Source organism: Paratractidigestivibacter faecalis (genome assembly GCF_003416765.1).
Classification (GTDB): domain Bacteria; phylum Actinomycetota; class Coriobacteriia; order Coriobacteriales; family Atopobiaceae; genus Paratractidigestivibacter; species Paratractidigestivibacter faecalis.
Genome location: NZ_QSNG01000001.1, coordinates 1,550,458 through 1,572,662, shown reverse-complemented (window position 1 = coordinate 1,572,662; position 22,205 = coordinate 1,550,458). Strand labels below are relative to the sequence as shown.

At 64.2% G+C, this 22,205-nt stretch carries 19 protein-coding genes; 17 read left to right on the top strand and 2 right to left on the bottom strand.

The window, feature by feature from the left end:
* Window positions 1–57: 57 nt before the first annotated feature.
* The 3 genes from DXV50_RS07035 to DXV50_RS07025 all read left to right on the top strand — a co-directional run bounded on the left by DXV50_RS07035 (window position 58) and on the right by DXV50_RS07025 (window position 3,025).
* Entirely contained in the window at window positions 58–960 is a 903-nt protein-coding gene (locus DXV50_RS07035; RefSeq protein WP_117205525.1) for a transporter substrate-binding domain-containing protein, read from the top strand.
* A 78-nt stretch (window positions 961–1,038) separates the two neighbouring features.
* The gene (locus tag DXV50_RS07030) at window positions 1,039–2,220 is read left to right on the top strand and encodes an amino acid ABC transporter permease (RefSeq protein ID WP_198666436.1); all 1,182 of its coding nucleotides are present in this window, start codon (window positions 1,039–1,041) and stop codon (window positions 2,218–2,220) included.
* A gap of 55 nt (window positions 2,221–2,275) precedes the next feature.
* Window positions 2,276–3,025 (top strand): amino acid ABC transporter ATP-binding protein, encoded by a 750-nt coding sequence (locus DXV50_RS07025; protein ID WP_117206016.1) that lies wholly within the window; start codon window positions 2,276–2,278, stop codon window positions 3,023–3,025.
* A gap of 149 nt (window positions 3,026–3,174) precedes the next feature.
* On the opposite strand, the gene DXV50_RS07020 is transcribed toward DXV50_RS07025, so the two are convergent.
* Both DXV50_RS07020 and DXV50_RS07015 read right to left on the bottom strand, forming a co-directional pair.
* Window positions 3,175–4,026: an IS3 family transposase gene (locus DXV50_RS07020; protein WP_198666371.1), complete on the bottom strand. Its 852-nt coding sequence runs from the start codon at window positions 4,024–4,026 to the stop codon at window positions 3,175–3,177.
* Between the two features lie 20 nt (window positions 4,027–4,046).
* The gene (locus DXV50_RS07015; RefSeq protein WP_117204406.1) at window positions 4,047–4,538 is read right to left on the bottom strand and encodes a helix-turn-helix domain-containing protein; all 492 of its coding nucleotides are present in this window, start codon (window positions 4,536–4,538) and stop codon (window positions 4,047–4,049) included.
* A gap of 68 nt (window positions 4,539–4,606) precedes the next feature.
* Here DXV50_RS07015 and DXV50_RS07010 point away from each other — a divergent pair, with 68 nt between their 5' ends.
* From DXV50_RS07010 to DXV50_RS06945, 14 genes are all read left to right on the top strand, one after another.
* Window positions 4,607–5,353, top strand: a complete 747-nt coding sequence (locus tag DXV50_RS07010; RefSeq protein ID WP_117205524.1) for a transposase — start codon at window positions 4,607–4,609, stop codon at window positions 5,351–5,353.
* 54 nt (window positions 5,354–5,407) lie between these two features.
* Window positions 5,408–7,336, top strand: a complete 1,929-nt coding sequence (locus DXV50_RS07005; protein ID WP_117205523.1) for an NAD(+) synthase — start codon at window positions 5,408–5,410, stop codon at window positions 7,334–7,336.
* Between the two features lie 443 nt (window positions 7,337–7,779).
* Complete coding sequence (gene groES / locus DXV50_RS07000) at window positions 7,780–8,070, top strand: co-chaperone GroES (protein ID WP_117205522.1); 291 nt, start codon at window positions 7,780–7,782, stop codon at window positions 8,068–8,070.
* Window positions 8,071–8,127: 57 nt separating this feature from the next.
* Window positions 8,128–9,768 carry a chaperonin GroEL gene (gene groL, locus DXV50_RS06995; RefSeq protein WP_117205521.1) on the top strand — a complete coding sequence of 547 codons (1,641 nt, stop codon included), beginning with the start codon at window positions 8,128–8,130 and terminating at the stop codon, window positions 9,766–9,768.
* Window positions 9,769–10,070: 302 nt separating this feature from the next.
* A complete protein-coding gene (locus tag DXV50_RS06990) occupies window positions 10,071–11,345 on the top strand; it encodes an ATP-binding protein (RefSeq protein ID WP_117206015.1) in 1,275 nt (424 codons plus the stop codon).
* An 11-nt stretch (window positions 11,346–11,356) separates the two neighbouring features.
* Entirely contained in the window at window positions 11,357–12,433 is a 1,077-nt protein-coding gene (gene ychF, locus DXV50_RS06985; protein ID WP_117205520.1) for a redox-regulated ATPase YchF, read from the top strand.
* Between the two features lie 447 nt (window positions 12,434–12,880).
* On the top strand, window positions 12,881–14,344 hold the full coding sequence (locus DXV50_RS06980) for an IS3 family transposase (protein ID WP_157966987.1): 1,464 nt from the start codon (window positions 12,881–12,883) through the stop codon (window positions 14,342–14,344).
* 255 nt (window positions 14,345–14,599) lie between these two features.
* Window positions 14,600–17,344, top strand: coding sequence for a sigma 54-interacting transcriptional regulator (locus DXV50_RS06975; protein WP_117205518.1), 2,745 nt, complete (start codon window positions 14,600–14,602; stop codon window positions 17,342–17,344).
* 63 nt (window positions 17,345–17,407) lie between these two features.
* On the top strand, window positions 17,408–17,896 hold the full coding sequence (locus DXV50_RS06970) for a PTS sugar transporter subunit IIB (RefSeq protein WP_117205517.1): 489 nt from the start codon (window positions 17,408–17,410) through the stop codon (window positions 17,894–17,896).
* A 15-nt stretch (window positions 17,897–17,911) separates the two neighbouring features.
* Complete coding sequence (locus DXV50_RS06965; RefSeq protein WP_117205516.1) at window positions 17,912–18,688, top strand: PTS mannose/fructose/sorbose/N-acetylgalactosamine transporter subunit IIC; 777 nt, start codon at window positions 17,912–17,914, stop codon at window positions 18,686–18,688.
* Window positions 18,681–19,511, top strand: a complete 831-nt coding sequence (locus tag DXV50_RS06960) for a PTS system mannose/fructose/sorbose family transporter subunit IID (protein ID WP_157966986.1) — start codon at window positions 18,681–18,683, stop codon at window positions 19,509–19,511. The genes DXV50_RS06965 and DXV50_RS06960 overlap by 8 nt, the downstream gene beginning before the upstream one ends.
* 52 nt (window positions 19,512–19,563) lie before the next feature.
* Window positions 19,564–20,787, top strand: a complete 1,224-nt coding sequence (locus DXV50_RS06955) for a neutral/alkaline non-lysosomal ceramidase N-terminal domain-containing protein (RefSeq protein ID WP_117205514.1) — start codon at window positions 19,564–19,566, stop codon at window positions 20,785–20,787.
* Window positions 20,784–21,185, top strand: coding sequence for a PTS sugar transporter subunit IIA (locus tag DXV50_RS06950; protein ID WP_117205513.1), 402 nt, complete (start codon window positions 20,784–20,786; stop codon window positions 21,183–21,185). The genes DXV50_RS06955 and DXV50_RS06950 overlap by 4 nt, the downstream gene beginning before the upstream one ends.
* A gap of 25 nt (window positions 21,186–21,210) precedes the next feature.
* Window positions 21,211–21,855, top strand: a complete 645-nt coding sequence (locus DXV50_RS06945) for a YoaK family protein (RefSeq protein ID WP_157966985.1) — start codon at window positions 21,211–21,213, stop codon at window positions 21,853–21,855.
* Window positions 21,856–22,205: the final 350 nt, after the last annotated feature.

Here is a 22,205-nt window from a genome sequence, read left to right as displayed (position 1 = left end):
GTCCCCTCCGGTTGCGTGGCACGGAAGGGGTCTTAAACCAAACCGGAAGGAACCAAAATGACTGACCTTTCTCGCCGCACGTTCTTAAAGCTCTCCGGCCTCACGACGCTGACCGTCGCGGGTGCCACGTTCCTTACCGGCTGCGGACCCGCCGCCCAAGACTCCAACTCGGGCGCCAAGACCGACGGCGCCGACGACTCCAAGGCCGCCGGCCAGCTCGGCGACGGCAAGACCCTGCGCATTGGCATGGAGGCCGCCTACGCCCCGTATAACTGGCAGGAGTCGAAGGAGTCCGACACCACCATCCCCATCGAGAACGTCACGGGCGCCTATGCCGACGGCTACGACGTCCAGATCGCAAAGAAGATCGCCGAGGCCCTCGGCATGGAGCCCGTCGCGGTAAAGATGGAGTTCAGTGCCCTCGTTGACTCGCTCAACAACGGGACCATCGACATCGTCTGCGCCGGCATGTCCGTCACGCCCGAGCGCGCCCAGTCTGCCGACTTCACCGACTCCTACATTGACGACGAGGTCATCATGGTCGTCAAGAAGGACTCCAAGTACGCCTCCGCCACAAAGCTCTCCGACTTCTCCGGAGCCACGGTCCTCGGCCAGAAGGACACCTTCTACGACGAGCTCATCGACGAGATTCCCGATGTCAACCACCTCACCCCGGTCGCGACCGTCCCGCTCGTCGTCGACGGCATCGAGAACGGCACCTGCGATGCCATCACCTTCTCGTCCATGTCGCTGCCCAAGCTCCTGAAGAGCTACTCCGACCTCATGAAGGTCGAGCTCGAGGACGGCGCGGGCTTCTCCGACCCGAGCAACCCCGACAACGCCGCCATCGCCAAGGGCCAAGACGACGTCCTCGCCAAGCTCAACGAGATTATCGGCGGCATCTCGCAGGAGGACCGCCTGAACATCTGGCAGGACTGCATGGACCGTCAGCCGGCCTAAGTCCTTCTCTTTACAACGTTGTTTTTCGGGGCAGGGACCAGGTCCCTGCCCCTTCGGCAATAAGAACAAAGGAAATCTATGGAATCCGTTCCCTCGCGCATCGCGTCGTTTGCCGCGCGTGACCACCGCTACGTGCTGCTGGGCACCTCGGCGATCGCCTTCGCCGGCATGTGCCTTTCGTCGCAGGCGCGTCCCGCTATGAGCTTCCTGGCCAATGCCTTCGTCGTCGAGCTGGTCATGTACTACCTGCTCGCGGGCTGGCTCGTCGTGGCCGCGGCCGGGCTTCTCTTTAAGCTCACCCACTGGAACACCTACGCCCAGACGTCGCCCTTCACCAAGCCCGGCGCCGCCCGCGCGCTTCGCTTTGGCTCCTACCTCGTGTGCGTCATGACGGCCGTGCTCTTCGTCGACCGAGCCGTCATGGGCTTCGCATCGGCCTGGTCGGCCGCCTCCGCCTCCTCCACCATGCCCGACGACATGCTCACGCAGGTGCTCTATATGTTCCAGCAGGGCAAGCAGACCTACCTCACGGGCATCGCTACCACCATCGAGCTGGCCGTGTTCGGCACCGTGATCGCCTTCTTCCTCGCCATCCTGCTCGTTGCCGTCCGCATCATGGAGATCGACCGCTCCGACAACGACGCCGTGCGCTTCGCAAAGAAGGTCGGCGTCGGCTTCGCGAAGTTCTACTCCACCGTCGTCCGCGGCACGCCGATGCTTGTCCAGGGCGTCATCGTCTATTACCTGGGCTTTGGCGTCGTCAGCAGCTTCGGCATGAGCATCACCGAGGTCAACGCCATCTGGTCGCGCTTTATCGCCGGCCTCGTGGTCGTGTCGCTCAACTCCACCGCCTACATGATGGAGGTCCTGCGTGGCGGCATCGAGTCTGTCGACCCCGGCCAGATGGAGGCCGCACGCTCTCTTGGCATGTCCCAGTGGCAGGCTATGCTCAAGGTCGTCTTCCCCCAGGGCATAAAGTACGCGATCCCCGGTCTGTCTAACGAGCTCGTCATCAACATCAAGGACTCGTCGGTCCTCTCCGTCATCGGCGTGTTCGACCTCGCGTTCGCCGCGAGCACCGTCGCGGGCATCTACTACAAGCAGCTCAACGCCTATCTCGTCGCCGCGGTGTTCTACCTGATCATGACGGCCGTTGCCTCGTGGCTGCTTGGGCTCTTTGCCAAGCGCATGAACGTGGCGGCGACGACCTTGGGCAGCACGTCCGACGCGAAGATGACCGCAAAGAAGGCGGAGGCATAGCATGGCTAACGAGAAGTACGTGAAGATCGCCGCCGCCGTGTCGGACCGGCCGTATATGGCCGATGCCGCCGGTGAGCCGGTCATCTGCGTCGAGGGGCTGCGCAAGTCCTTCGGCGACCACGTCGTCCTGCGCGACATCGACCTCTCCGTCAACCCCGGCCAGGTCGTGACCATCATCGGCGCCTCCGGCTCTGGCAAGTCCACGCTGCTGCGCTGCCTCAACCTGCTCGAGACCCCCGACGCGGGCCACGTGTGGTTCCGCGGCAAGGACCTCGCTGCCGACCACGTGGACGTCAACCGCCTGCGCGAGAAGATCGGCATGGTGTTCCAGGGCTTCAACCTTTTCAACAACATGGATGTGCTCGACAACTGCACCCTCGCGCCCGTCACGCTCAAAAAGATGACCAAGGCCGAGGCCGAGAAGGTCGCGCTGCGCCACCTCGACGCCGTGGGCCTGGCCGACTTCGCCCATGCCAACGTCACGCGCCTGTCGGGCGGCCAGAAACAGCGTGTCGCCATCGCGCGCTCGCTGTGCATGCAGCCCGACCTCATGCTGTTCGACGAGCCGACCTCCGCGCTCGACCCCGAGATCTCGGGCGAGGTCCTGAACGTCATGCGCGACCTCGCCGCCGACGGCATGACCATGGTCGTCGTCACCCACGAGATGGCCTTCGCGCGCAACGTCTCCGACGAGGTCGTCTTCATGGACCAGGGCGTCATCGCCGAGAAAGGCTCGCCCGATAAGCTCTTCACCAACCCCGAGCTGCCCCGCACCCGCGAGTTCCTCTCCCGCTACCTCGAGTAAGACAAGGGGACAGTCCCCTCGTCTTACGAGGCCGTGAGTTGACAAAGGGACAGTCCCTTTGTCAACTTTTTGCGGAGCGTGCTTTTGGGTATAAGCCCCCTCACCGATGTCTGAACTGCACCCCAAAACTTGGACGGCTTAAATAAGAACTACGCCGCAAGGGACTGTCTCCGGAACTCCTCCGGGGTCAGTCCCTTCAGTTTAACCTGGCGCCTCCTCGTGTTCCAATGGACCACGAAGTCGTCGAGGTCCGCCTTGAAGGACTCGAAGTCCGGCCACGTCCTTCCACGGAAGAACTCGTCCTTGATGTGGCCGAACACCTGCTCCGTCGCGCCGTTGTCGATGCAGTTGCCCTTCCGGGACATGCTCTGCACCACGCCGGCCTCCTCCAACCGCCTGCACCAACCGGCCTGCTGGTACTGCCAGCCCATGTCCGAGTGCAGGATCGGCCTGGAGCCCTTGGGCTTCTTGGACACGAGCTGGTCGAGCAGCTCGTGCTGCTGAGCCATGTTGGGGTGCAGCGACGTGGACCAGGCGACGATCTCCTTGCTGCCGAAGTCGTAGACCGGCGCGAAGTAGGCCTTGCCCCAGGGCTGCTTGAACTCGGTGACGTCGGTGCCCATCTTTTCCCACGGCCCGTCGGCGGCGAAGTCCCTGCCGATGACGTTCTCGAAGGTCTTTCCGACCTTGCCCCTGTACGAGTTGTACCTGTGGTAGTCGGTCTCGCGGCGGATCCCGCAGCTGATGCCCATCTCGCGCATCATCTTCAGCGTCGTCTTGTAGGCTATGCGCACGCCCTGCTCGGCGCGCAGGCACATGGCGATCTGCCTGTGGCCGCACCCGTTGGCGGTGCGCGAGAATATCTCGGCGGCGGCCTCCCAGAGCTCGGGCCTGGTGGGAGCCTTCGGGTGCGACAGCGCGTAGTAGTAGCTGGACCGGGCCATGCCGGCGCACTCCAGCAGGCGCCCCAGCCCGTGCCCCTCTTCGCGCAGGACCCTCACGGCCTCGACCTTCGCCCTGGTCAGAGCCCGTCCCTCTCGACCAGGGCACGCAATTTTTTTAGGTAGGCCACCTCGGTCTCGAGCCTTCGGCAGCGCTCCTCGAGCTCCTCCTCGCGGGTCCGCGGCCTCGCCTTGGAACCGCTCGGCCGGCCCTTGGGCCTCGGGCGCAGGGCCTCCGCGCCGCCCCGGCGGTATAGCGCGCACCACTTCTTGAGCGGCGACATCGACATTATGCCGAACGCCGCCATCGCCTCGGCCTTCGTCATGCCGCCGTCGACCACGGCGGAGGCTGCGGCGACCTTCTGCTCGTATGTGTACCTGGCCTGCTTGCCGTCCATGGATAGCAGCACCCCGCTTCCGAACGACCGGTATACGCAGAGCCATTGTCTCACGGTTCCGCGCGGGACCGACAGCGCCTTCGCCGCAGACTTGTAGCCGTTGCCTCGCTCGAAGAGCCCGATCGCCGCCTTCCTGGCCTCGATGTCGTGCTTCACCCTCAAGTCGACACGCATAAAAAGCCTCCCATTTCTCGTGTCCAAGAAATGGGAGGCAGTTCAGTCTAGGGTGAGGGGGCGTTGCTATGCCGAGAAGTGCGCGCGTCAAGGCCGAGTCCGGTTTCTACCATGTGGTGGCAAAGGGGAGCGGCGGGCAGAACCTGTTCGAGGGGCCAGCCGACTACCAGGCGTTTCTTGGCTTTCTGTCCCAGGCATGCGAGAAGCACGGCGTTGCTGTCATAGCCTTCTGCCTCATGACCAACCACGTGCACCTCCTTGTGGAGGACCCCGATGGCAACCTTAGCCAAATGATGCAGTCTTTGATGACATCCTATGCCCAGAGGTTCAACTCGACGGGCGGACACATCGGCCACGTCTTCCAGCAGCGCTTTAAAAGCCAGCCAGTCGAGGACGATGCCTACCTGCTCCAGGCGGCCCGCTACATCCACAACAATCCCGCAAGGGCGGGCATCTGCGCTGCCTGGGAGTACCGGTGGAGCAGCTACCGCGAGTACGTCGGGCGCCCCGAGGTGGCCAAGACGTCCCTTTTGCTGGACATGTGCGGTGGGCGAGAGGGGTTTGTCGCCTTCAGCGCGGGCGCGCAGGACGGCAGCTATCGCTTTTCTCAGCGAACGCGTGTGTCGGATGCCGAGGCCCAAGAGATCGCGCGTGCCGTTCTGGGCGGACTTGACCCAATTGACCTCAAGGCGCTGGGGCGAGAGCGCCGCAATGCGCTACTCTTTGACTTGAAGGAGGCCGGCTTGTCTGTCAGGCAAATCGAACGACTGACCGGCATCGGCCGAGGCACCATTGCCAAGGCATCGCAAAGTTGACAAAGGGACTGTCCCTTTGTCAACTTTTTCGGGCGCCACTACCGAGGAGGAAGCATGCAGGACGGGTTTGTGAAGGTCGCGGCCGTGACGCCCGAGGTCAGGGTGGCTGACGTTGCCTTCAACGTGGACGCGTGCGTTCGGGCGGCGCAGACGGCCTGCACGGTGCACGGCGCCATGGTGGTGACGCTGCCCGAGCTCTGCCTCACCGCCTACACCTGCGAGGACCTCTTCTGGCAGGACGCGCTTCTTTCCGCCGCGGACAAGGGTCTGGCGGACTTTGCCCGTCGCACCGCGGACCTCAACGCGCTTCTTTTGGTGGGCCTGCCCGTCCGCGTGAACGCCAAGCTCTACAACTGCTGCGCCGTGGTCTGCGGTGGCACCATCCTGGGCATCGTGCCCAAGCGGCACCTGCCCACCTACAACGAGTTCTATGAGGGCCGTCACTTTGTGCCGGGCACCACAGACGTCGTCGCCATTGACGTGGCCGGCCAGCTTGACGTGCCCTTTGGCACGAGCCAGCTCTTTGCCTGCGACGAGCTGCCCGAGCTCGTGGTGGCCGCCGAGCTCTGCGAGGACCTCTGGGTTCCCAACCCGCCTTCCGTCGCCCACGCCATGGCCGGCGCCACCCTCGTCTGCAACCTCTCTGCCTCAAACGCCCTGGTCGGCAAGGCCGACTACCGTCGTGACCTGGTGCGCGGCCAGAGCGCACGACTGCTGTGCGGCTACGTCTACGCCAGCGCCGGCACGGGCGAGTCCACGCAGGACGTGGTCTTCTCCGGTCACGACCTCGTCTGCGAGAACGGCCGCCTGCTCGCGGAGGGCAAGCCCTTTGGCGACGGACTGGCCGTCTCTGAGGTGGACGTGCGCCAGCTGGCCGCCGAGCGCCGCCGCATGTCAACGTTTGATGTTGCCGCAAGTGGCGTCCAGCGTGGCTACCACGTCACGCACTTCTCGCTTGGCGAGTGCGAGACGCGCCTTACGCGCTACGTAGACGCGCACCCGTTTGTGCCGGCAGACCCGGCCCGCCGCGCGGAGCGCTGCGAGGACGTCTTCAACATCCAGGCCCACGGCCTGGCCAAGCGCCTGGCGCACACCCACTCCAGCCACGCCGTCATCGGCATCTCCGGCGGCCTTGACTCCACGCTGGCGCTGCTGGTGACCGTACGCGCCTTTGACCTGCTCGACCTGGACCGCACCGGCATCATCGCCGTGACCATGCCGGGCTTTGGCACCACCGACCGCACGCACGACAACGCCACCAAGCTCTCCGACGCCCTGGGCGTCGATCTGCGCGAGGTCAACATCGGAGACGCCGTGCGCCAGCACTTCAGCGACATCGGGCACGACGAGTCCGTCCACGACGTCACCTACGAGAACTGCCAGGCGCGCGAGCGCACGCAGATCCTCATGGACGTGGCCAACCAGGAGGGCGGCATGGTCATCGGCACCGGCGACCTCTCCGAGCTGGCGCTGGGCTGGGCCACCTACAACGGCGACCACATGAGCATGTACGCCGTCAACGCCTCCGTGCCCAAGACCCTCGTGCGCCACCTGGTGCGCTACGTGGCCGACACCTGCGACAACCCCGAGGAGACCGAGGTCCTGCTGGACGTGCTGGACACGCCCGTCTCGCCGGAGCTTCTGCCCGCGACCGGCGACGGTAAGATCTCCCAGAGGACCGAGGACCTCGTCGGCCCCTACGAGCTGCACGACTTCTTCCTCTACGAGGTCCTGCGCCACGGCGCCTCTCCCCGCAAGGTCTTCCGCCTGGCCTGCCGCGCCCTTGGCAAGACGTATGACGAGACGACCATCCTCTCCTGGCTCAAGGTGTTCTACCGGCGCTTCTTCGCCCAGCAGTTCAAGCGCAGCTGCCTACCCGACGGCCCCAAGGTGGGCTCTGCCGCGGTGAGCCCGCGCGGGGACCTGCGCATGCCCTCCGACGCCTGCGCCACCGTCTGGCAGGCCGAGCTGGACCAGCTCTAGGGGTTTTCTGGCCCCTGCGGGGGGCCGCATTCGGGCCAAAACACGTTTTGGGTTCGCGCTTCTCGACGAGGCCAGGTCACGACCTTTCATGACCTGGCCTTTTGCTGAGCTGGCGACCGGCCGCTCCAAAGGTCGAACCCAAATCCGTTTCCGATTTGGGTTCGTGCTCCGGTGGCGGCGCGATGGGAAATCGCTGCCAACTGGGCTTTTGTCGCCAGCTGATGCCTCCAGCCCCAAATCCTGGAACCCAAATCGTGCTGGGAGCCATCGCGACACTGTCGAGAAGCGCTTCTCACCAGCCCCTCAGCACCTGCGCCTCACAAAACCTAAGTGCCACCTGTGAGATTTTTTCTATCGCAGTGGTATAAGTCCGGCCGTCTGGGTATTATTCAGACCGTTGGACAGAGCGCCCCGGTGGGGGCGCACCCAAGAAGGAGGAAATCATGACTCTCAAGCCTCTCGGCGATCGCGTTCTCGTCAAGCCCGCCCCCAAGGAGGAGAAGACCTCTTCTGGCCTCTACATCTCCAGCGGCGCGCAGGAGAAGCCCCAGCGCGGCGAGGTCATCGCCGTCGGCGCCGGCAAGCTCAACGAGAAGGGCGAGCGCGTTGCCATGGACGTGCACGTGGGCGACGAGGTCTACTACGGCAAGTTCGGCGGCAACGAGGTCAAGGTCGACGGCGAGGACTTCCTGCTCCTCCGTGCCGATGACATCTACGCCATCATCGAGGACTAGCACCAGCTGACCAAAGACGCCCCGCCCGCGGCGGGGCACACCTGAAAGGGATTCACAATGGCTAAGGACATTTACTTCGGCACCGACGCTCGCGCCAAGCTCGCCAAGGGCGTCAACACCCTGGCTGACGCCGTCACCACCACCATGGGCCCCAAGGGCCGCTACGTGGCCCTTCAGCGCTCCTACGGCGCCCCCACCATCACCAACGACGGCGTCTCCGTCGCCAAGGAGATCGAGCTCAAGGACCCCGTGGAGAACATGGGTGCCCAGCTGGTGAAGGAGGTCGCCACCAAGACCAACGACACCGTGGGTGACGGCACCACCACCGCCACGCTGCTGGCCCAGGTCATCGTCAACGAGGGCCTGCGCAACGTCGCCGCTGGCGCCAACCCCATCGCCATCCGTCGCGGCATCGACAAGGCCGTCGACGCCGTCGTGGCCGAGATGAAGAAGTCCGCTCAGCAGGTCTCCACCAAGGAGCAGATTGCCTCCGTCGGCACCATCTCCGCCTCCGACCCCGAGATCGGCAAGAAGATCTCCGACGCCATGGAGGTCGTGGGCAAGGACGGCGTCATCACCGTCGAGGAGTCCCAGACCTTCGGCATTGACATCGACACCGTCGAGGGCATGCAGTTTGACAAGGGCTACATCTCCCCGTACTTCTCCACCAACAACGACACCATGACGGCCGAGCTGTCTGACCCCTACATCCTGATGACCGACCAGAAGGTCTCCAACATCCAGGACGTGCTCCCCATCCTCGAGGCCGTTGCCAAGCAGGGCAGCCCGCTGCTCATCATCGCCGAGGACGTGGACGGCGAGGCCCTGGCCTCCCTCATCCTCAACAAGCTTCGCGGCGCCCTCAACGTCTGCGCCGTCAAGGCCCCCGGCTACGGTGACCGCCGCAAGCGCATGCTCGAGGACATCGCCATCCTGACCGGCGGCCAGGTTGCCATGAAGGAGCTCGGTGTCAACCTCACCGACGTCACCGCCGAGATGCTCGGTCGCGCCAAGTCCGTCAAGATCACCAAGGACAACACCACCATCGTGGGCGGCGCCGGCTCCAGGGACGCCATCGACGAGCGCGTCAATCAGATTAAGAACGAGATCGAGAACACCACCTCCGACTTCGACCGCGAGAAGCTCCAGGAGCGCCTTGCCAAGCTCTCCGGCGGCGTGGCCGTCATCAAGGCCGGTGCTGCCACCGAGTCCGAGCTCAAGGAGATCAAGCACCGCATCGAGGACGCCCTGCAGGCCACCCGCGCGGCCGTCGAGGAGGGCATCGTCGCCGGCGGCGGCGTGGCGTTCCTGGCTGCCTCCTCTGCCCTTGACGGCGTCGAGGCCGTCGACGCTGACGAGAAGATCGGCGTGGAGATCATCCGCAAGGCCCTTGCCGCCCCTGTGAAGAAGATCGCCGACAACGCCGGCTTCGAGGGCTCCGTCGTGGCCGAGAAGATCAAGGCCATGCCCGCTGGCCAGGGCCTCGACTCTGCCACTGGCACCTATGGCGACATGATTGAGATGGGCGTGCTCGACCCGGTGAAGGTCGCCCGCGTCACGCTCCAGAACGCCGCCTCCATCGCCGGCCTCATCCTCATCACCGAGGCCACTGTCTCCGATGAGCCCAAGAACACCAACATCGAGGACGCCATCGCCGCTGCTGCTGCTCAGGGCGGCCAGGGTGGCGGAATGTACTAGGCCCAAGGCTGGCATAGCTGAATGACCGGGGCGGCCCGGGTTTCTACGCAAGTTACGCGCCTGCGGCGCAAAGAACTTGCTTAAGAAACCCGGGCCGCCCCTCTGCTACGTCAACCTTGGAAGGTCGCTATGGGTGCCTAGGATTTTTGGGTGGTAAATTGCTCCGGCCGCGTGGGCGGGCCGTTTGTTTGTGCTGGGAGTTCTTTGCGAAGCGTAACTCCGAGCACAAACAAACGGCCCGCCCCACCCACGCGGTCGTACAATAGAGGTTCTGACTACTGGCTTAGAGAGAGGGAATGCCCGTGGCCCAGAAGCGCGATCTTCTCGACGATCTCATTGACATACAGAGCGACTGGCAGGCGCTTTCCAACCCCTTCGAGGGCATGGTCGAGTCCCTTGACCCCGAGCAGCGTAAGGTCTTCAACCCTGCTGACTACAAGGAGAAGCCCTTCGCCAACTCCAACCGCTGCCTGTGCACCGCCTCCAACAACACCGAGGTCTGTACCCGCTGCGTCGACGTCTGCCCCACCGCGGCAATCACGGTGCACAAGCAGTCCGTCCTGATTGGCGACGACTGCCGCAAGTGCGGCCTGTGCTCGGCCGTCTGCCCGACGGAGACCCTTTCCACGCGTAGGCACATGCCGCGCCAGGTCTACGACCAGATCGCCCGCGTGGCCAGCGCCTACGAGCAGTGCTACGTCACCTGCACCCGCGCCCTCAAGCGCATCCCCAAGGGCAACGAGGTGGTTCTCGCTTGCGTGGGAGACCTCTCCCGCGACCTGTGGTTCTCGCTGCTCACCGACTACGACAACATCAGCGTCTACCTGCCCGTGGGCATCTGCGACCGCTGCAAGACCACTACGGGCGAGGCCACGTACGTGGACGCCATCGGTACCGCCGAGGAGTGGGCCAAGGCGTCCGTGGGCCTTGAGGTTGATCAGCGCCAGATGACGCACGAGCTCACGCGAGACTACAAGCGCAGCCAGTTTGTCTCCAGCGCCATCCACTCCGCGGAGCGCCTGGTCAGCCGTACCACGCCGGCCCTCGCTGGTGCCCAGGCGGTTGCAAAGAAGATCTCCGACCACACCAAGCGCATCGACGAGATGCAGCGCCAGCTGGAGGCCGCCGTCGGCGCCAAGACCTCCAACAACCGCCAGCGCATGCTCACGCAGAGCCGCAAGCTGGTCATGGGCGCGCTGCAGCACGATCCCGGCCTGGCCAAGTACGTTGACCTGCAGGCTCCCGTGTTTGATTCCGCTCGCTGCACGGCCTGTGGCGAGTGCGCCCGCGTCTGCACCACGCGAGCCCTTGACCTGGACACCAACGGCATGGTCACCATCCAGAACGCCTTCTGCGTGAGCTGCGGCGCGTGCGCCAAGGTCTGCGAGGAGGGTGCCCTCACCATGGAGCGCATGGATACCGAGGAGCTTATCGTCCCGGACGAGGTCACCGAGAGGATCCGCGCCCAGAAGGCCAAGGCCAAGGCGGAGGCGCAGAAGTACATCGAGCAAGGCAAGAAGCAGCTCGGTCGCGTGGCGGACGCCATCGAGGCCGCCACTGACCAGACTGACAAGTAGAGGAGAAGATCGTGTCTCTTTCCATCGGCATCGTTGGCCTGCCCAACGTTGGCAAGTCGACCCTGTTCACGGCCCTGACCAAGAAGGGCGGCCTTGCGGCCAACTACCCGTTTGCGACCATCGATCCCAACGTGGGCATCGTGGACGTGCCGGACGAGCGCCTGCAGAAGCTTGCCGACATCGTGAACCCCGGCCGCATCGTGCCTGCAACGGTTGAGTTTGTCGACATCGCTGGCCTGGTCAAGGGTGCCAACGAGGGCGAGGGTCTGGGCAACCAGTTCCTGGCCAACATCCGCGAGACTGACGCCATCTGCGAGGTCGTGCGCTACTTCAAGGACCCCAACGTCATGCGCGAGGTCGGTCGCACGGGCGACTTCGTTGACCCCGCTGGCGACGCCGACACCATCATGACCGAGCTCATCCTGGCCGACCTGGGCACGCTCGAGAAGCAGCTTCCCAAGCTTGAGAAGGATGCCAAGCGCGACAAGGAGCTGCAGGTCAAGCTAGGCGTTGCCAAGCGCCTTGTCGACTGGCTGAACGACGGCAAGCGCGCTGCCACCATGGAGATGTCCGATGACGAGCGCCTGGCGGCCAAGGGGCTCTTCCTGCTCACGATGAAGCCCATCCTCTATGTGGCCAACGTCGACGAGGACATGCTTGGCGACGAGCTTGCCCCCATCGACGGCGTGAAGCCCATTCCCATCTGCGCCAAGGTGGAGGCCGAGCTCTCCGAGCTCGACGCTGATGAGGCCGCCGAGTACCTGTCTGACCTGGGCCTGGAGAAGAGCGGACTTGAGACGCTTGCTCAGGCCGCCTATCGCCTGCTTGGCCTGCAGAGCTACTTCACCGCGGGTGAGATGGAGGTCAAGGCCTGGACCGTCCGCATTGGCGCCAAGGCCCCCGAGGCGGCCGGCGTCATCCACTCCGACTTCGAGCGTGGTTTCATCAAGGCCGAGGTCGCAAGCTATGAGGACTACGTCGAGCTGGGCGGCGAGGCTGGTTGCAAGAACGCCGGCAAGCTGCGCATGGAGGGCAAGGAGTACGTCGTCCAGGACGGCGACATCATGCACTTCCGCTTCAACGTGTAGATAGGCTTCGCAACCTGGTTCGCCCCGGCGGGACCACTTCAACGCAAGTTACGCTTCGCAAAGAACTTGCTTATGAAGTGGTCCCGCCGGGGCGTTGCCATGTCGGCGGAATCTACGTGTCTCAGACTTCAGAAAGCCTCAAATTTGAGGTTGCGGTTGTGCGGAACTGACCTTGGTGTGAGTGATTTGCTGGTCGTTGTGCAGAAGTCCGCTTCGTGCGAGTGGGTTTTCGTGGTTTGGCAGCGATATCAAAAATCTAGTGAATACTTTGGCCGTGAATCCGCAGGATTGCGGTGTGCGCCCTGCATAAAACTGCCTGGTCTCCGGCGGGAGCCTTCCAGAGGCACTCACACGAAGGTCACTTCTGCGCAGGCACCTTCGGAACGCTCGCACGAAGGGACTGCGGCAAGAACTTGGACCGGTCCGCCGGTCCGGAGGGAGGCCGCGGTGTACAGCGACGAGGACAGGGCCCACTACGTCGAGAGGATGTGGGAGGAGGGGCTGACCCCCACCGAGGCCGAGAGGCTGTGGGGGCTCCCCTCGCGCCGCTCGCTGGCCCAGTGGCAGCGCGACGCGCTCGAGGGCAGGCTCGAGGTCAGGGCCCGCAGGCCGCCGCACGCCTGCGGGCACCGCAGGCACGCGCGCTACCCGGAGGAGACGCGCGGGGAGGCGCTCAGGCTCCTGGGCCTCGGCAAGCCGACGCGCCAGATAGCCAGGATGCTCGGCCTGAGGGACGGCGGGGTCGTCTCCGAGTGGGCCCGGAAGGAGCGCCTGCGCGCCGGGGGCGCTACGATGGGGGCGGAGGCGGTCGACGTGGAGAAGGCGACGGGCGGCGAGGGGGACGAGCTCGAGAGGCTGAGGGTCGAGGTCGCGGTGCTCAGGGAGATGCTCAGCGACCCAAAAGCAGGAGACCCGGCGAGACTCTCGAACAGGCGGAAGGCCGAGTTGGGCGAGAGGTTGCGCGGGGACTACGGGTTCCCCCTCGCCCGCGTGCTGACCTGCTTGGGGATATCGAAGAGCTCCTACGAGTACGCGAGGCGCGCTCTGGCGAGGGCGCGGGCGGCGCCGGCTGACGGGCTGGCCGGGCGCGTGGCCAGGGCGTTCGCGTTCCTGGGCGGCCGCTGCGGCTACCGCAAGGTCTGCGCGTGCATACGCTCGGGCGCCGACGGGGAGCCGCCCGCGGCCGCCCCGGAGCGCAGGGTGCGGGCCGCCATGCGCGAGGGCGGGATGCGGGCCCGGCGCGGCCGGCGCCCCGCGCGCCACAGCTCCTACGCCGGCGAGGTCGGCGGCGCCAGGCCGGCCAACGTGCCCAGGGAGCGGGCGCTGGCGCGCAGGGAGGCCGGCGAGCCCTTCAGGCTCGCCCACGACTTCTCGGCCTCCGCCCCCGGCGAGCTGCTGGTCACCGACGTGACCGAGTTCTCCCTCAACGGCTTCAGGGCCTACCTGAGCCCCGTCATCGACTGCTGGGACGGCTGCCCGGTCGGCGTCGCGGTCTCGCTGCGCCCGGACCAGGAGCTGTGCTCCTCGTCGCTTGACATGGCGCTGTCCTGCCTGCCGGCGGGCTCGGCGCCCGTGGTGCACACCGACGGCGGCGCCTGCTACAGGGGCGGGAGGTGGAGGGCCCAGTGCGAGCGCGCCGGCGCGACCAGGTCCATGTCGCGCAAGGGGACCTGCCCGGACAACGCCAGGGCCGAGGGCTTCTTCGGCACCCTCAAGCAGGAGTTCTTCTACGGCCGGGAGTGGGCCGGGGTGTCGCCGGGGGCGTTCGAGGCGGAGCTGCTGGCCTACGTCGGGTGGTACGTGCGCGGCAGGCCCAGGCTGTTCCGGGAGGGCGGCCGGAGCTTCTACGAGACGCTCGCCGACCACAGGAGGAGGCTGGGCGTGCCCGTCCCCACCCTCGAGGTCGGCTAGGATTGGTACAAAAATGCTGCCGCAGTCCCCGAAGGCCACTTCTGCGCAGGATTTGGTCCCGGGCGGCCAATGTCGCCCAGCAAGCCCCTGCACGTTAGCCTTACGGCTTTCGACAGGTGTCGAGGCGGCGTGGAATTGGCCGCCGCATCCTATTTTTGAGTGTCGAAACGCCGCCTAAACTGTTGATTTGAACTCCGTGGGCCACATGGACTCCGGCGCGCACGTAACCTTCGTCTTGGAAAGGAGGTACGTCAAATGTCCACGTCAGGCACAAAGCAAGAGCTTCTTGAGCACCTCGATAGGCTCACTCGTGCGGCGACTCCGGAAACGGTCGGTTCCTTCACGACCATGCGGGTTGCGGCGGACATCAACGTATCTCGCAGTCTCGCCAGCCAGTATCTCAATGAGCTGGTCCGCGACGGCCTCATCGTCAAGGTGAACTCCCGTCCGGTCATCTACCTTCACAAGGCTGCCTTCGAGCACTTCCTCCAGCACAGTCTTCCTGCAAGCGAGTATCCGTCCATGACGGCCCTGCTCAAGAGCGTTGGCGTGGGAGAGGCCAAGGACTTTCAGAAGGCCATCGGCTACGACCTCTCGTTGGCCCCTTGCATTGATCAGCTCAAGGCGGCGATGAGCTATCCTCCCTACGGTCTGCCCGTTCTGCTTTGCGGCGAGCGCGGGTGCGGAAAGGCCCGCCTCTCTCGTCTGGCCTTTGAGTATTGCCACAACCGGGGAATCGTTCCGCCCGAGGCTTCCTACGCGCGCGTTGACTGTGCCGCGTATGCCTCCGACCTTGCGGGCCTGAAGGCCTGCCTCTTTGGCGACGCCTCCGCACCCGGCGTCCTGAAACGGGTCGGGGGAGGGTGCGTCTTCCTTGACGGCGTTGACTCTCTGGGCGCGCGCCAGCGCGATTTGGTGATCTCCTTGCTTGGGGAGTACGGTCGCTCCGTTGCCGGCGCACAAGCCGGCGAGCGGGCCCGTCTGATTCTGGGCTGCTCGACTTCGGCAAGCGCCTCGAAGGCCAGCCCCTTTGGACGCATCGTTCCCATCGTGGTCAGCGTTCCGTCGCTTTCCGAGCGCAGCGTGAGCGAGCGGATTGACCTTGCGATGCACTTCCTGCGCGCCGAGGGTCGCCGCGTCTCTGCCAACGTGCGCATCAGCCGCGGCGCCCTGCGCTCTCTCGTCGAGGCAAACTTCGCCGAGAACGTCGACGGCCTCAAGAGCTGCGTCATCAACTGCTGCTCTCATGCCTACGTTCCCGGAAGCAAGGACGAGCTCGTCGTCAGGACCTATGACCTCCCAGCCTCCGTGCTCGGTGCCTCCGCCGCCCAGAAGAACGACGACGTTCTGCTGAGCTGCGAGAAGGGCTCCTCCGGCCAGGCGGACTCCTCCCACCGGGCGAGCATGATAGAGGGCCTGCTCCAGGCCTTCGACCGTCTGGAGAGCAGCGTCACCTCCTTTGGCGAGTTCACCTCGGAGGCGGTTGGCCATGTCCGCGAGTACCAGGACCACCTCAACTTCGGAGGGGCTGCGGCCAATCCGCGCGCCCTTTCCTGCGAGCGAGTCCTCAACCCCGTTCTGGAGGAGGTTGGCTCCGCCCATGACGTCGAGCTGACCCGCAAAAGCTCGCGCCTGCTCGCCCAGTGCCTCACGGTCCAGCTTCGTGGCAATGGCGTCGAGCAGCTTCGTCCCGACCAGGTCGAGAAGCTCGGACGGCTCCATGCCACCCTCTCGCGTCACCTCAGGGCTACGGCGGCCATCGTCGACCAGCTCTCTGCAGAGACCAGGACGGCCCTGGGCGCCGAGCCCGACCTGCTGTGCCGCACCGTCATGATGCTCGACATCAACTCCTCGGTCGTGGCAAAGCGCAACCGCGAGTACATGGGCATCATCTGCTGCCACGGCTATTCCACCGCAACGAGCATCGCCGATGCAGCTAACAGAATCCTTCACGCCCACGTCTTTGACGCCGTCAACATGACGTACGACCAGCAGGTTACGGACGTCCTTCTCCCGCTGCGCCGCCTGCTGGAGCGCTACTCATACTGCAAGGGTGCCGTGCTCCTGGTCGATATGGGCTCGCTGACCGACATCGCATCCGCCATCTCCCAGGCAACCGACATGGAGCTCATCGTGGTGAGCAACGTCTCGACGGGCCTTGCCCTTGAGGTCGGCTCCGCCCTCCGGGCCAACGAGTCTCCCGAGGCGCGACTCGCCGAGATGGCGCAGCTCTGCGCCCCGGCATTCAGCGTCACCCATGCGAGCAACCATGTTGACACCGTCGTCTTCTGCTCCGAGAGCGGAATCGAGGCAGCTGACAAGATCCGTCGGCTCTTCTCCGAGAGCCTTCCCACCGACACTCCCGTCGAACTCGTGGTTGCCGACTACCGTGAGCTCGCCGAGCACGGCCTCGCCGACCCCACGTTCCAGCGCGGCAGCGTTCGCGCCATCGTCGGCACCATGGACCCGGGCGTCGAGAGCATTCCGTTCCTTGCACTGGAGGACATTCTCTACGAGGGCCCGACCCGTCGCCTTGACAAGGCCTTCTCGCGCTGCATGGACGCGGCGGCTCTCGCCAGCTTCCATGCCAGCCTCCTCAAGCACCTCACGCTCCAGAACGTCATTGAGTCCATCACCATTCTCAACCCCGAGAAGCTCTATGCCGAGGTCTCCCAGGCCGTAAGCCGGCTGGCCGACCTCATGGGCCAGCCCATCGCCCCCGCGGCGACCATTGGCCTCTACGTGCACCTCTGCTGCTTGGTCGAGCGTCTGGTCACCAAGACGCCCATCGAGGCCTATGCCAACGAGCGGGAGTTCCGCACGGCGCACGCCGCGTTTATCGACGCCTTCCGCACGAGCTTCTCCAGCATCACCGACCACTACCGCGTCGAGGTCCCCGCGACCGAGATCGCCTACGTATACGACTACATCAGCTCGAAGAGTGCAACGCGCGAGCACGCGTCGGGCCAGGTAGAAGGCTCCTCCCAGCAAGACGAGTAGGAGCCGCGCCGTCCGCAGACGCAGGCGGCGAGAAGAACACGCATCCCGAAAGGAGGGGGCGCGATGAGCATCATCGCAGCACGCATCGACAATCGCCTGCTTCACGGCATCGTTGCGACCCAGTGGGTCCCGGAGTTCCATCCGCAGCGCCTCATGATCATCGATGACGAGTACGCAAACGACCCCACCAAGAAGGCCGGCATGAGGATGGCCAAGCCCGCGGGCGTGGCGCTCTCCATCATCAGCCGCGAGACCGCCTATGCCAACTTTGCGGCGGGCAAGTACGACGACCACACCGTCTTCGTCGTGGTCAGGGACCCGCAGGTTGTCCTTGACCTCCAGGAGGCGGGGCAGAAGGTTCCGCGCCTGACCGTGGGCGGCACCGTCGATCCGGCCGAGGGCGTTGGCGCAACGCAGGTGAGCCGCCGCGCCTACGTCCTGGACTCCCAGGTTCCCACCTACTCCGCCATCGCCGGCAACGGCTGCGACATCACCGTCCAGTACGTGTGCGCCGACAAGTGCGAGCCCCTTTCCAAGTACGTCTCCCTCTGAGAGGAGTGAGCTTCCATGCAGATTGCCGTCTGGCAGATCGTCATCATCACCGTCCTGGCGTTTCTCTATCGCATCGAGCGCTATGGAACGCAGGTCCTCAACTACGACGCCGTCCTGTATGCCTGGATCGTCGGCCTCATTCTGGGTGACGGCCTGACCGGCCTCACCATTGGCGCCTCCGTCCAGCTGATGTCCCTAGGCGTTGCCGCTATTGCCGGCTCTTCCGTTCCCGACTGGCCCCTCGGCGCTATGGTCGGAACCGTCATCACCATCACCACGGGCCAGGACATGGGCGTTGGCCTTGCGGCCGGCATCGCCGTCGGCACCCTGGGCGTTCAGCTTGACGTGGTTGCCAAGGTCCTGAACGGCTTCATGGCCCGCAAGCAGGCTGCCTACGCCCAGGCCGGTGAGTACTCCAAGATGAAGCACGTCACCTTCCTTGGCCCCCTGTTCTTTGGCCTGACCGACGCCATCCCCATGTTCCTGGTTCTCCTCTTTGGCGAGGCCGTAGTCAACGGCGTCATCTCTGCCATGCCCGCCTGGTTCACCACCGGCCTCTCCATTGCCGGCGGCATCCTTCCCGTCATCGGCATGGCTGCGCTTCTCTCCTACATGCCCGTCAAGCAGTACTTCAGCTTCCTTGCCGTGGGCTTCGTGCTCTCCGCCTACCTGGGCCTTGCCATCCTTCCCATCGCCATTCTGGGCGGAGCTGCCGCCTACGAGGTCTACAAGAAGCTGACCAGCGCCTCTGTTGCCACGACCACCAATGAGGAGGTTCTTGAAGATGAGTAACGCCACCGTCGCGCCCGAGAAGACCGAGGGCAAGGTCCTGACAGAGAAGGACCTCAACAAGTGCGGACGTCGCTGGTGCATGTCCGTGAACGGCTTCAACTACGAGACCCAGCTTGCCCCGTCCGTCGTCTTTGCCGAGGCGGACGCCCTGAAGAAGATCTACGGCGATGACGACGAGGCCTACCGCAAGTCTCTGGCAAACGCCGGCAAGTACTTCAATGCCACGCCGCCCGTCTCTGGCTTCCTGCTGGGCGCCGGCCTGGCCATCGAGGAGGAGGGCAAGACGGATGCCCTCGACGCCGTCCAGGACCTCAAGGTTGGCCTTATGGGCTCCATCTCTGGCATCGGTGACGCCCTGCTGTGGGTCATGATTCCCACGATTTTTGGCTCCATGGCCGCCTACATGGGCCAGGAGGGTAACCCGCTCGGTGCCATCATCTTTGCCTTGGTCATGCTTGTGTGCAGCCTTGGCCTCAAGGTCAAGAGCTGGAGCTGGGGCTACAAGTTTGGCTCCGCGATCATCACCACGCTGGCGGACAAGGTTGCTGCGCTCTCCGAGGCCATGTCCGTCCTGGGTCTCACGGTGGTCGGCGCCCTCATCCCGTCGGTCATCAAGATCTCCACGCCGCTTGCCATTGCTATCGGTGATGCGAGCTTCGGCCTCCAGGAGCAGCTCTTCGACAAGATTCTGACCGGTTTCCTTCCCGTGATGGCGACCGTGCTGGTCTATCAGCTCCTCAAGAAGAAGGTCTCCACGAACGTCCTCATCATTGGAATCATCGTCGTCTCCTGGGTTTGCGCCGCCTTTGGCATCCTGGGATAGGCTTTAGCCGCCGGGGTGCGGGGGCATCCCGGCGGCCCTGTTTGGGGGAAGCATGAAGGTCTCAACCACAACCGTTTCCATAACGCCGCCCGGCGTCTTCTACCTGGACGGCTATCTAAACGACCTGCGGCAACAGCCGGGCCAGGGCGTGCACGACGAGCCTCTTGCCGTCCTTCTCCTCATCGAGGAGGCAGGAAGGCGAGCCCTCTTTGTGGGTGTGGACGTGTGTCTCATGAGCCTTTCTCGCATAGGGGGCATGCGCCGCCAGCTGTGCGAGCTGCTCGGGCTCGAGGACGAGCTGCTAGTCACCAGTACGATCCACTCCCATTCGTGTCCCAACGGACTTCGAGATGACAGCCTCATCGACCATGACACGCCCGGCTATGCCGACCTGGTGACGGGTCTTGTGGTCCAGGCGGCCTCGAAGCTGCCTGACGGGCTGGTTGAGGTGACGCCGCAGATTCTTGCCACGCACGTGCGCGGATGGTATTCAAACCGCAACAGCATCGAGAAGCCATTTGACGACGAGGCCTTCGTCATCCGGTTTGTTGATGCGGGAGGCAAGGTTGTTGCGGCAATGCAGAACTTCAACTGCCACTCGACCGTGGTGGGCCCCACCAACATGCTCATCACTTCGGACCTGCAGGGTGCCGTGCGTGCCGAGCTGGCAGAGTGGTTGGGCGTGGTGCCGTATGCCTTCACGGGAGCCTCGGGAGACCTTGGAAACCGGCAGTTCCGACAGGGCAACGACTTTGCCGAGCTCAAGAGGGTCTCTTGCGGCATTGCCGCCGAGCTCATGAAGGGCAGCTTTGAGCCCCTGCATCTGGATGCGCCCTCTGCGAGGGAGTTCGTCTATCGGGTGGACTACGATAACACGCAGTATTTTCCCAGCTACAGAGCACAGCTCGCTGAGGCGAAGGCGGTGCTTTCGGACGAGGGGTCCTCGACCGACGCGCGCAAGCTTGCTGCGACCGAGGTCTCCAAGCTCTCGGCGAAGCTCGATGTCGAGCGCGTGACGTTTCCCATCGCCATGAGAATCATCGAGCTGGGGGATATCGTCTTCGTGACCTTCCCAGGCGAGCTTGGCAGTACCTTGGGGATGCGGATTAAGGGGATGTTCCCCGGAAAGACCTGCATAGTCATAGGCTATGCAAACGATTCTCAGGGTTATTTCGTTCCCGAGGGCGATTTTGGACTTGGCTACGAATCCTTTGTCACCAAGCTGCCCCCGGGCGGCATCGAGAAGGTTCTTGACGCATTTGAGGAGCAGTTATGAGGCACGTCATCATTGCATCGCACCATCGGTTTGCCGAGGGTCTTGCAGACACGCTTGAGTTCATCGGGGGCGTCGAGAACATGAGGGCGGTGTGCGCGTACGTTGACGAGACGCCGCTGGAGGAGCAGGTGGCTGCCGCGTTTGCCTCGGTTGCTCCCGATGACGAGGTCCTTGTGCTTACGGACATCCTGCAAGGGAGCGTCAACCAGGCGTTTGCCCCCTATGTGGGAGACCACGTCTTTCTGGTTGCTGGCGTGAACGTCGCCTTGTGCCTCGAGCTCGCGCTCTCGGCGGAGCCGCTCTCCGTGGCAGCCATCGATGCTGCGATCGAGCAGGCCAGAAGCGCCATGGTTCTTGTGAATACCTATGCAACCGAGGTCGGAGAAGACGACGAGTAAGCCTGCCGGCGGGGAGACGCCGCTGGTGCCGGTCTCTGAGAGAGTGGCGCTTGGACTGGTCGTCTCCCTTGCTGGCGGGAATATGGATGCGTTTTCCTATTTGCTGCATGGCGGCGTGTTTGCAAACGGGCAGACGGGAAACTACGTTCTCTTGGTGCTCTCGCTTGCGGCTGGAGATATCCGCGGTGCCGTTCGCTACCTCGTTCCCATAGGCGCCTTCCTTGCGGGCATTGTCATGGCACGACACGTGACGGCTGCACTGTGCGGAGGAGATCGTTTTCGTGCGCAGCACTGGGCTGCGGATTTTGAGGCATTGGGATTTGCCCTGTTGTCGCTCCTCTCCGGCGGCCTGACTGACCTGTTTGCAAACAGCGTCGTCTCCTTCCTTGCGGCGATGACGTTTCAAACGTTCAGGCAGTTTGGAACCAAGTCGGCGTATGCGGGGGTGTTCATCACCGGAAATCTTAGGTCGCTCGGAAATAGCCTGTACGAGGGCTTTGCCTGCGGGAATGAGCATGAGCGGCACCGCGCCCTTAGATACCTGGCCATTGTGATGGCGTTTGGCACAGGAGTCTTGTTGGGCAGGTACATGGTCGAGCTCTTGGGTCATTCAAGCTGCCTGGTTATAAGCGCCCTGTTCTTAATGTCGCACCGATTTGTGGTTCGCTGAGGCTGGTGCCGAGAAGTGGTTGCGCAGAACTGGCCTTGGTGTGAGTGATTCGCTGGTCGTTGTGCAGAAGTGGGCTTGGTGTGAGTCCTATTTCTTAGGTTGAGGAGAATATCAAAATTGCAGTGAATATTCCGGTGGCAAAACCGCAGGATTGCGGTGTGCGCCCTGGATAAAACTGTCTGGCCTCTGGCGGGAGCCTTCCAGAGGCACTCACACGAAGGTCGCTTTTGCACAGCCATTCCCGGACGGCTCACACCAAGGTCGGTTCTGCACGGGTTTTGGGGCCCAAGCGGACGTTGAGTCACGGCAGGTCCTCGCACGTTAACAAAAAGACCCGCCCCGGAGCCTGG

Bases quoted from the DNA above. Each gene is read 5' to 3' on its own strand.
- DXV50_RS06960 (WP_157966986.1), top strand. From the start codon at position 18,681: ATGAGTAACGCCACCGTCGCGCCCGAGAAGACCGAGGGCAAGGTCCTG.
- DXV50_RS06965 (WP_117205516.1), top strand. From the start codon at position 17,912: ATGCAGATTGCCGTCTGGCAGATCGTCATCATCACCGTCCTGGCGTTT.
- groES (WP_117205522.1), top strand. From the start codon at position 7,780: ATGACTCTCAAGCCTCTCGGCGATCGCGTTCTCGTCAAGCCCGCCCCC.
- DXV50_RS07030 (WP_198666436.1), top strand. From the start codon at position 1,039: ATGGAATCCGTTCCCTCGCGCATCGCGTCGTTTGCCGCGCGTGACCAC.
- DXV50_RS07005 (WP_117205523.1), top strand. From the start codon at position 5,408: ATGCAGGACGGGTTTGTGAAGGTCGCGGCCGTGACGCCCGAGGTCAGG.
- DXV50_RS07010 (WP_117205524.1), top strand. From the start codon at position 4,607: ATGCCGAGAAGTGCGCGCGTCAAGGCCGAGTCCGGTTTCTACCATGTG.
- groL (WP_117205521.1), top strand. From the start codon at position 8,128: ATGGCTAAGGACATTTACTTCGGCACCGACGCTCGCGCCAAGCTCGCC.
- DXV50_RS07035 (WP_117205525.1), top strand. From the start codon at position 58: ATGACTGACCTTTCTCGCCGCACGTTCTTAAAGCTCTCCGGCCTCACG.
- DXV50_RS07015 (WP_117204406.1), bottom strand. From the start codon at position 4,538: ATGCGTGTCGACTTGAGGGTGAAGCACGACATCGAGGCCAGGAAGGCG.
- DXV50_RS06950 (WP_117205513.1), top strand. From the start codon at position 20,784: ATGAGGCACGTCATCATTGCATCGCACCATCGGTTTGCCGAGGGTCTT.
- DXV50_RS06955 (WP_117205514.1), top strand. From the start codon at position 19,564: ATGAAGGTCTCAACCACAACCGTTTCCATAACGCCGCCCGGCGTCTTC.
- DXV50_RS07025 (WP_117206016.1), top strand. From the start codon at position 2,276: ATGGCCGATGCCGCCGGTGAGCCGGTCATCTGCGTCGAGGGGCTGCGC.
- DXV50_RS06970 (WP_117205517.1), top strand. From the start codon at position 17,408: ATGAGCATCATCGCAGCACGCATCGACAATCGCCTGCTTCACGGCATC.
- DXV50_RS06975 (WP_117205518.1), top strand. From the start codon at position 14,600: ATGTCCACGTCAGGCACAAAGCAAGAGCTTCTTGAGCACCTCGATAGG.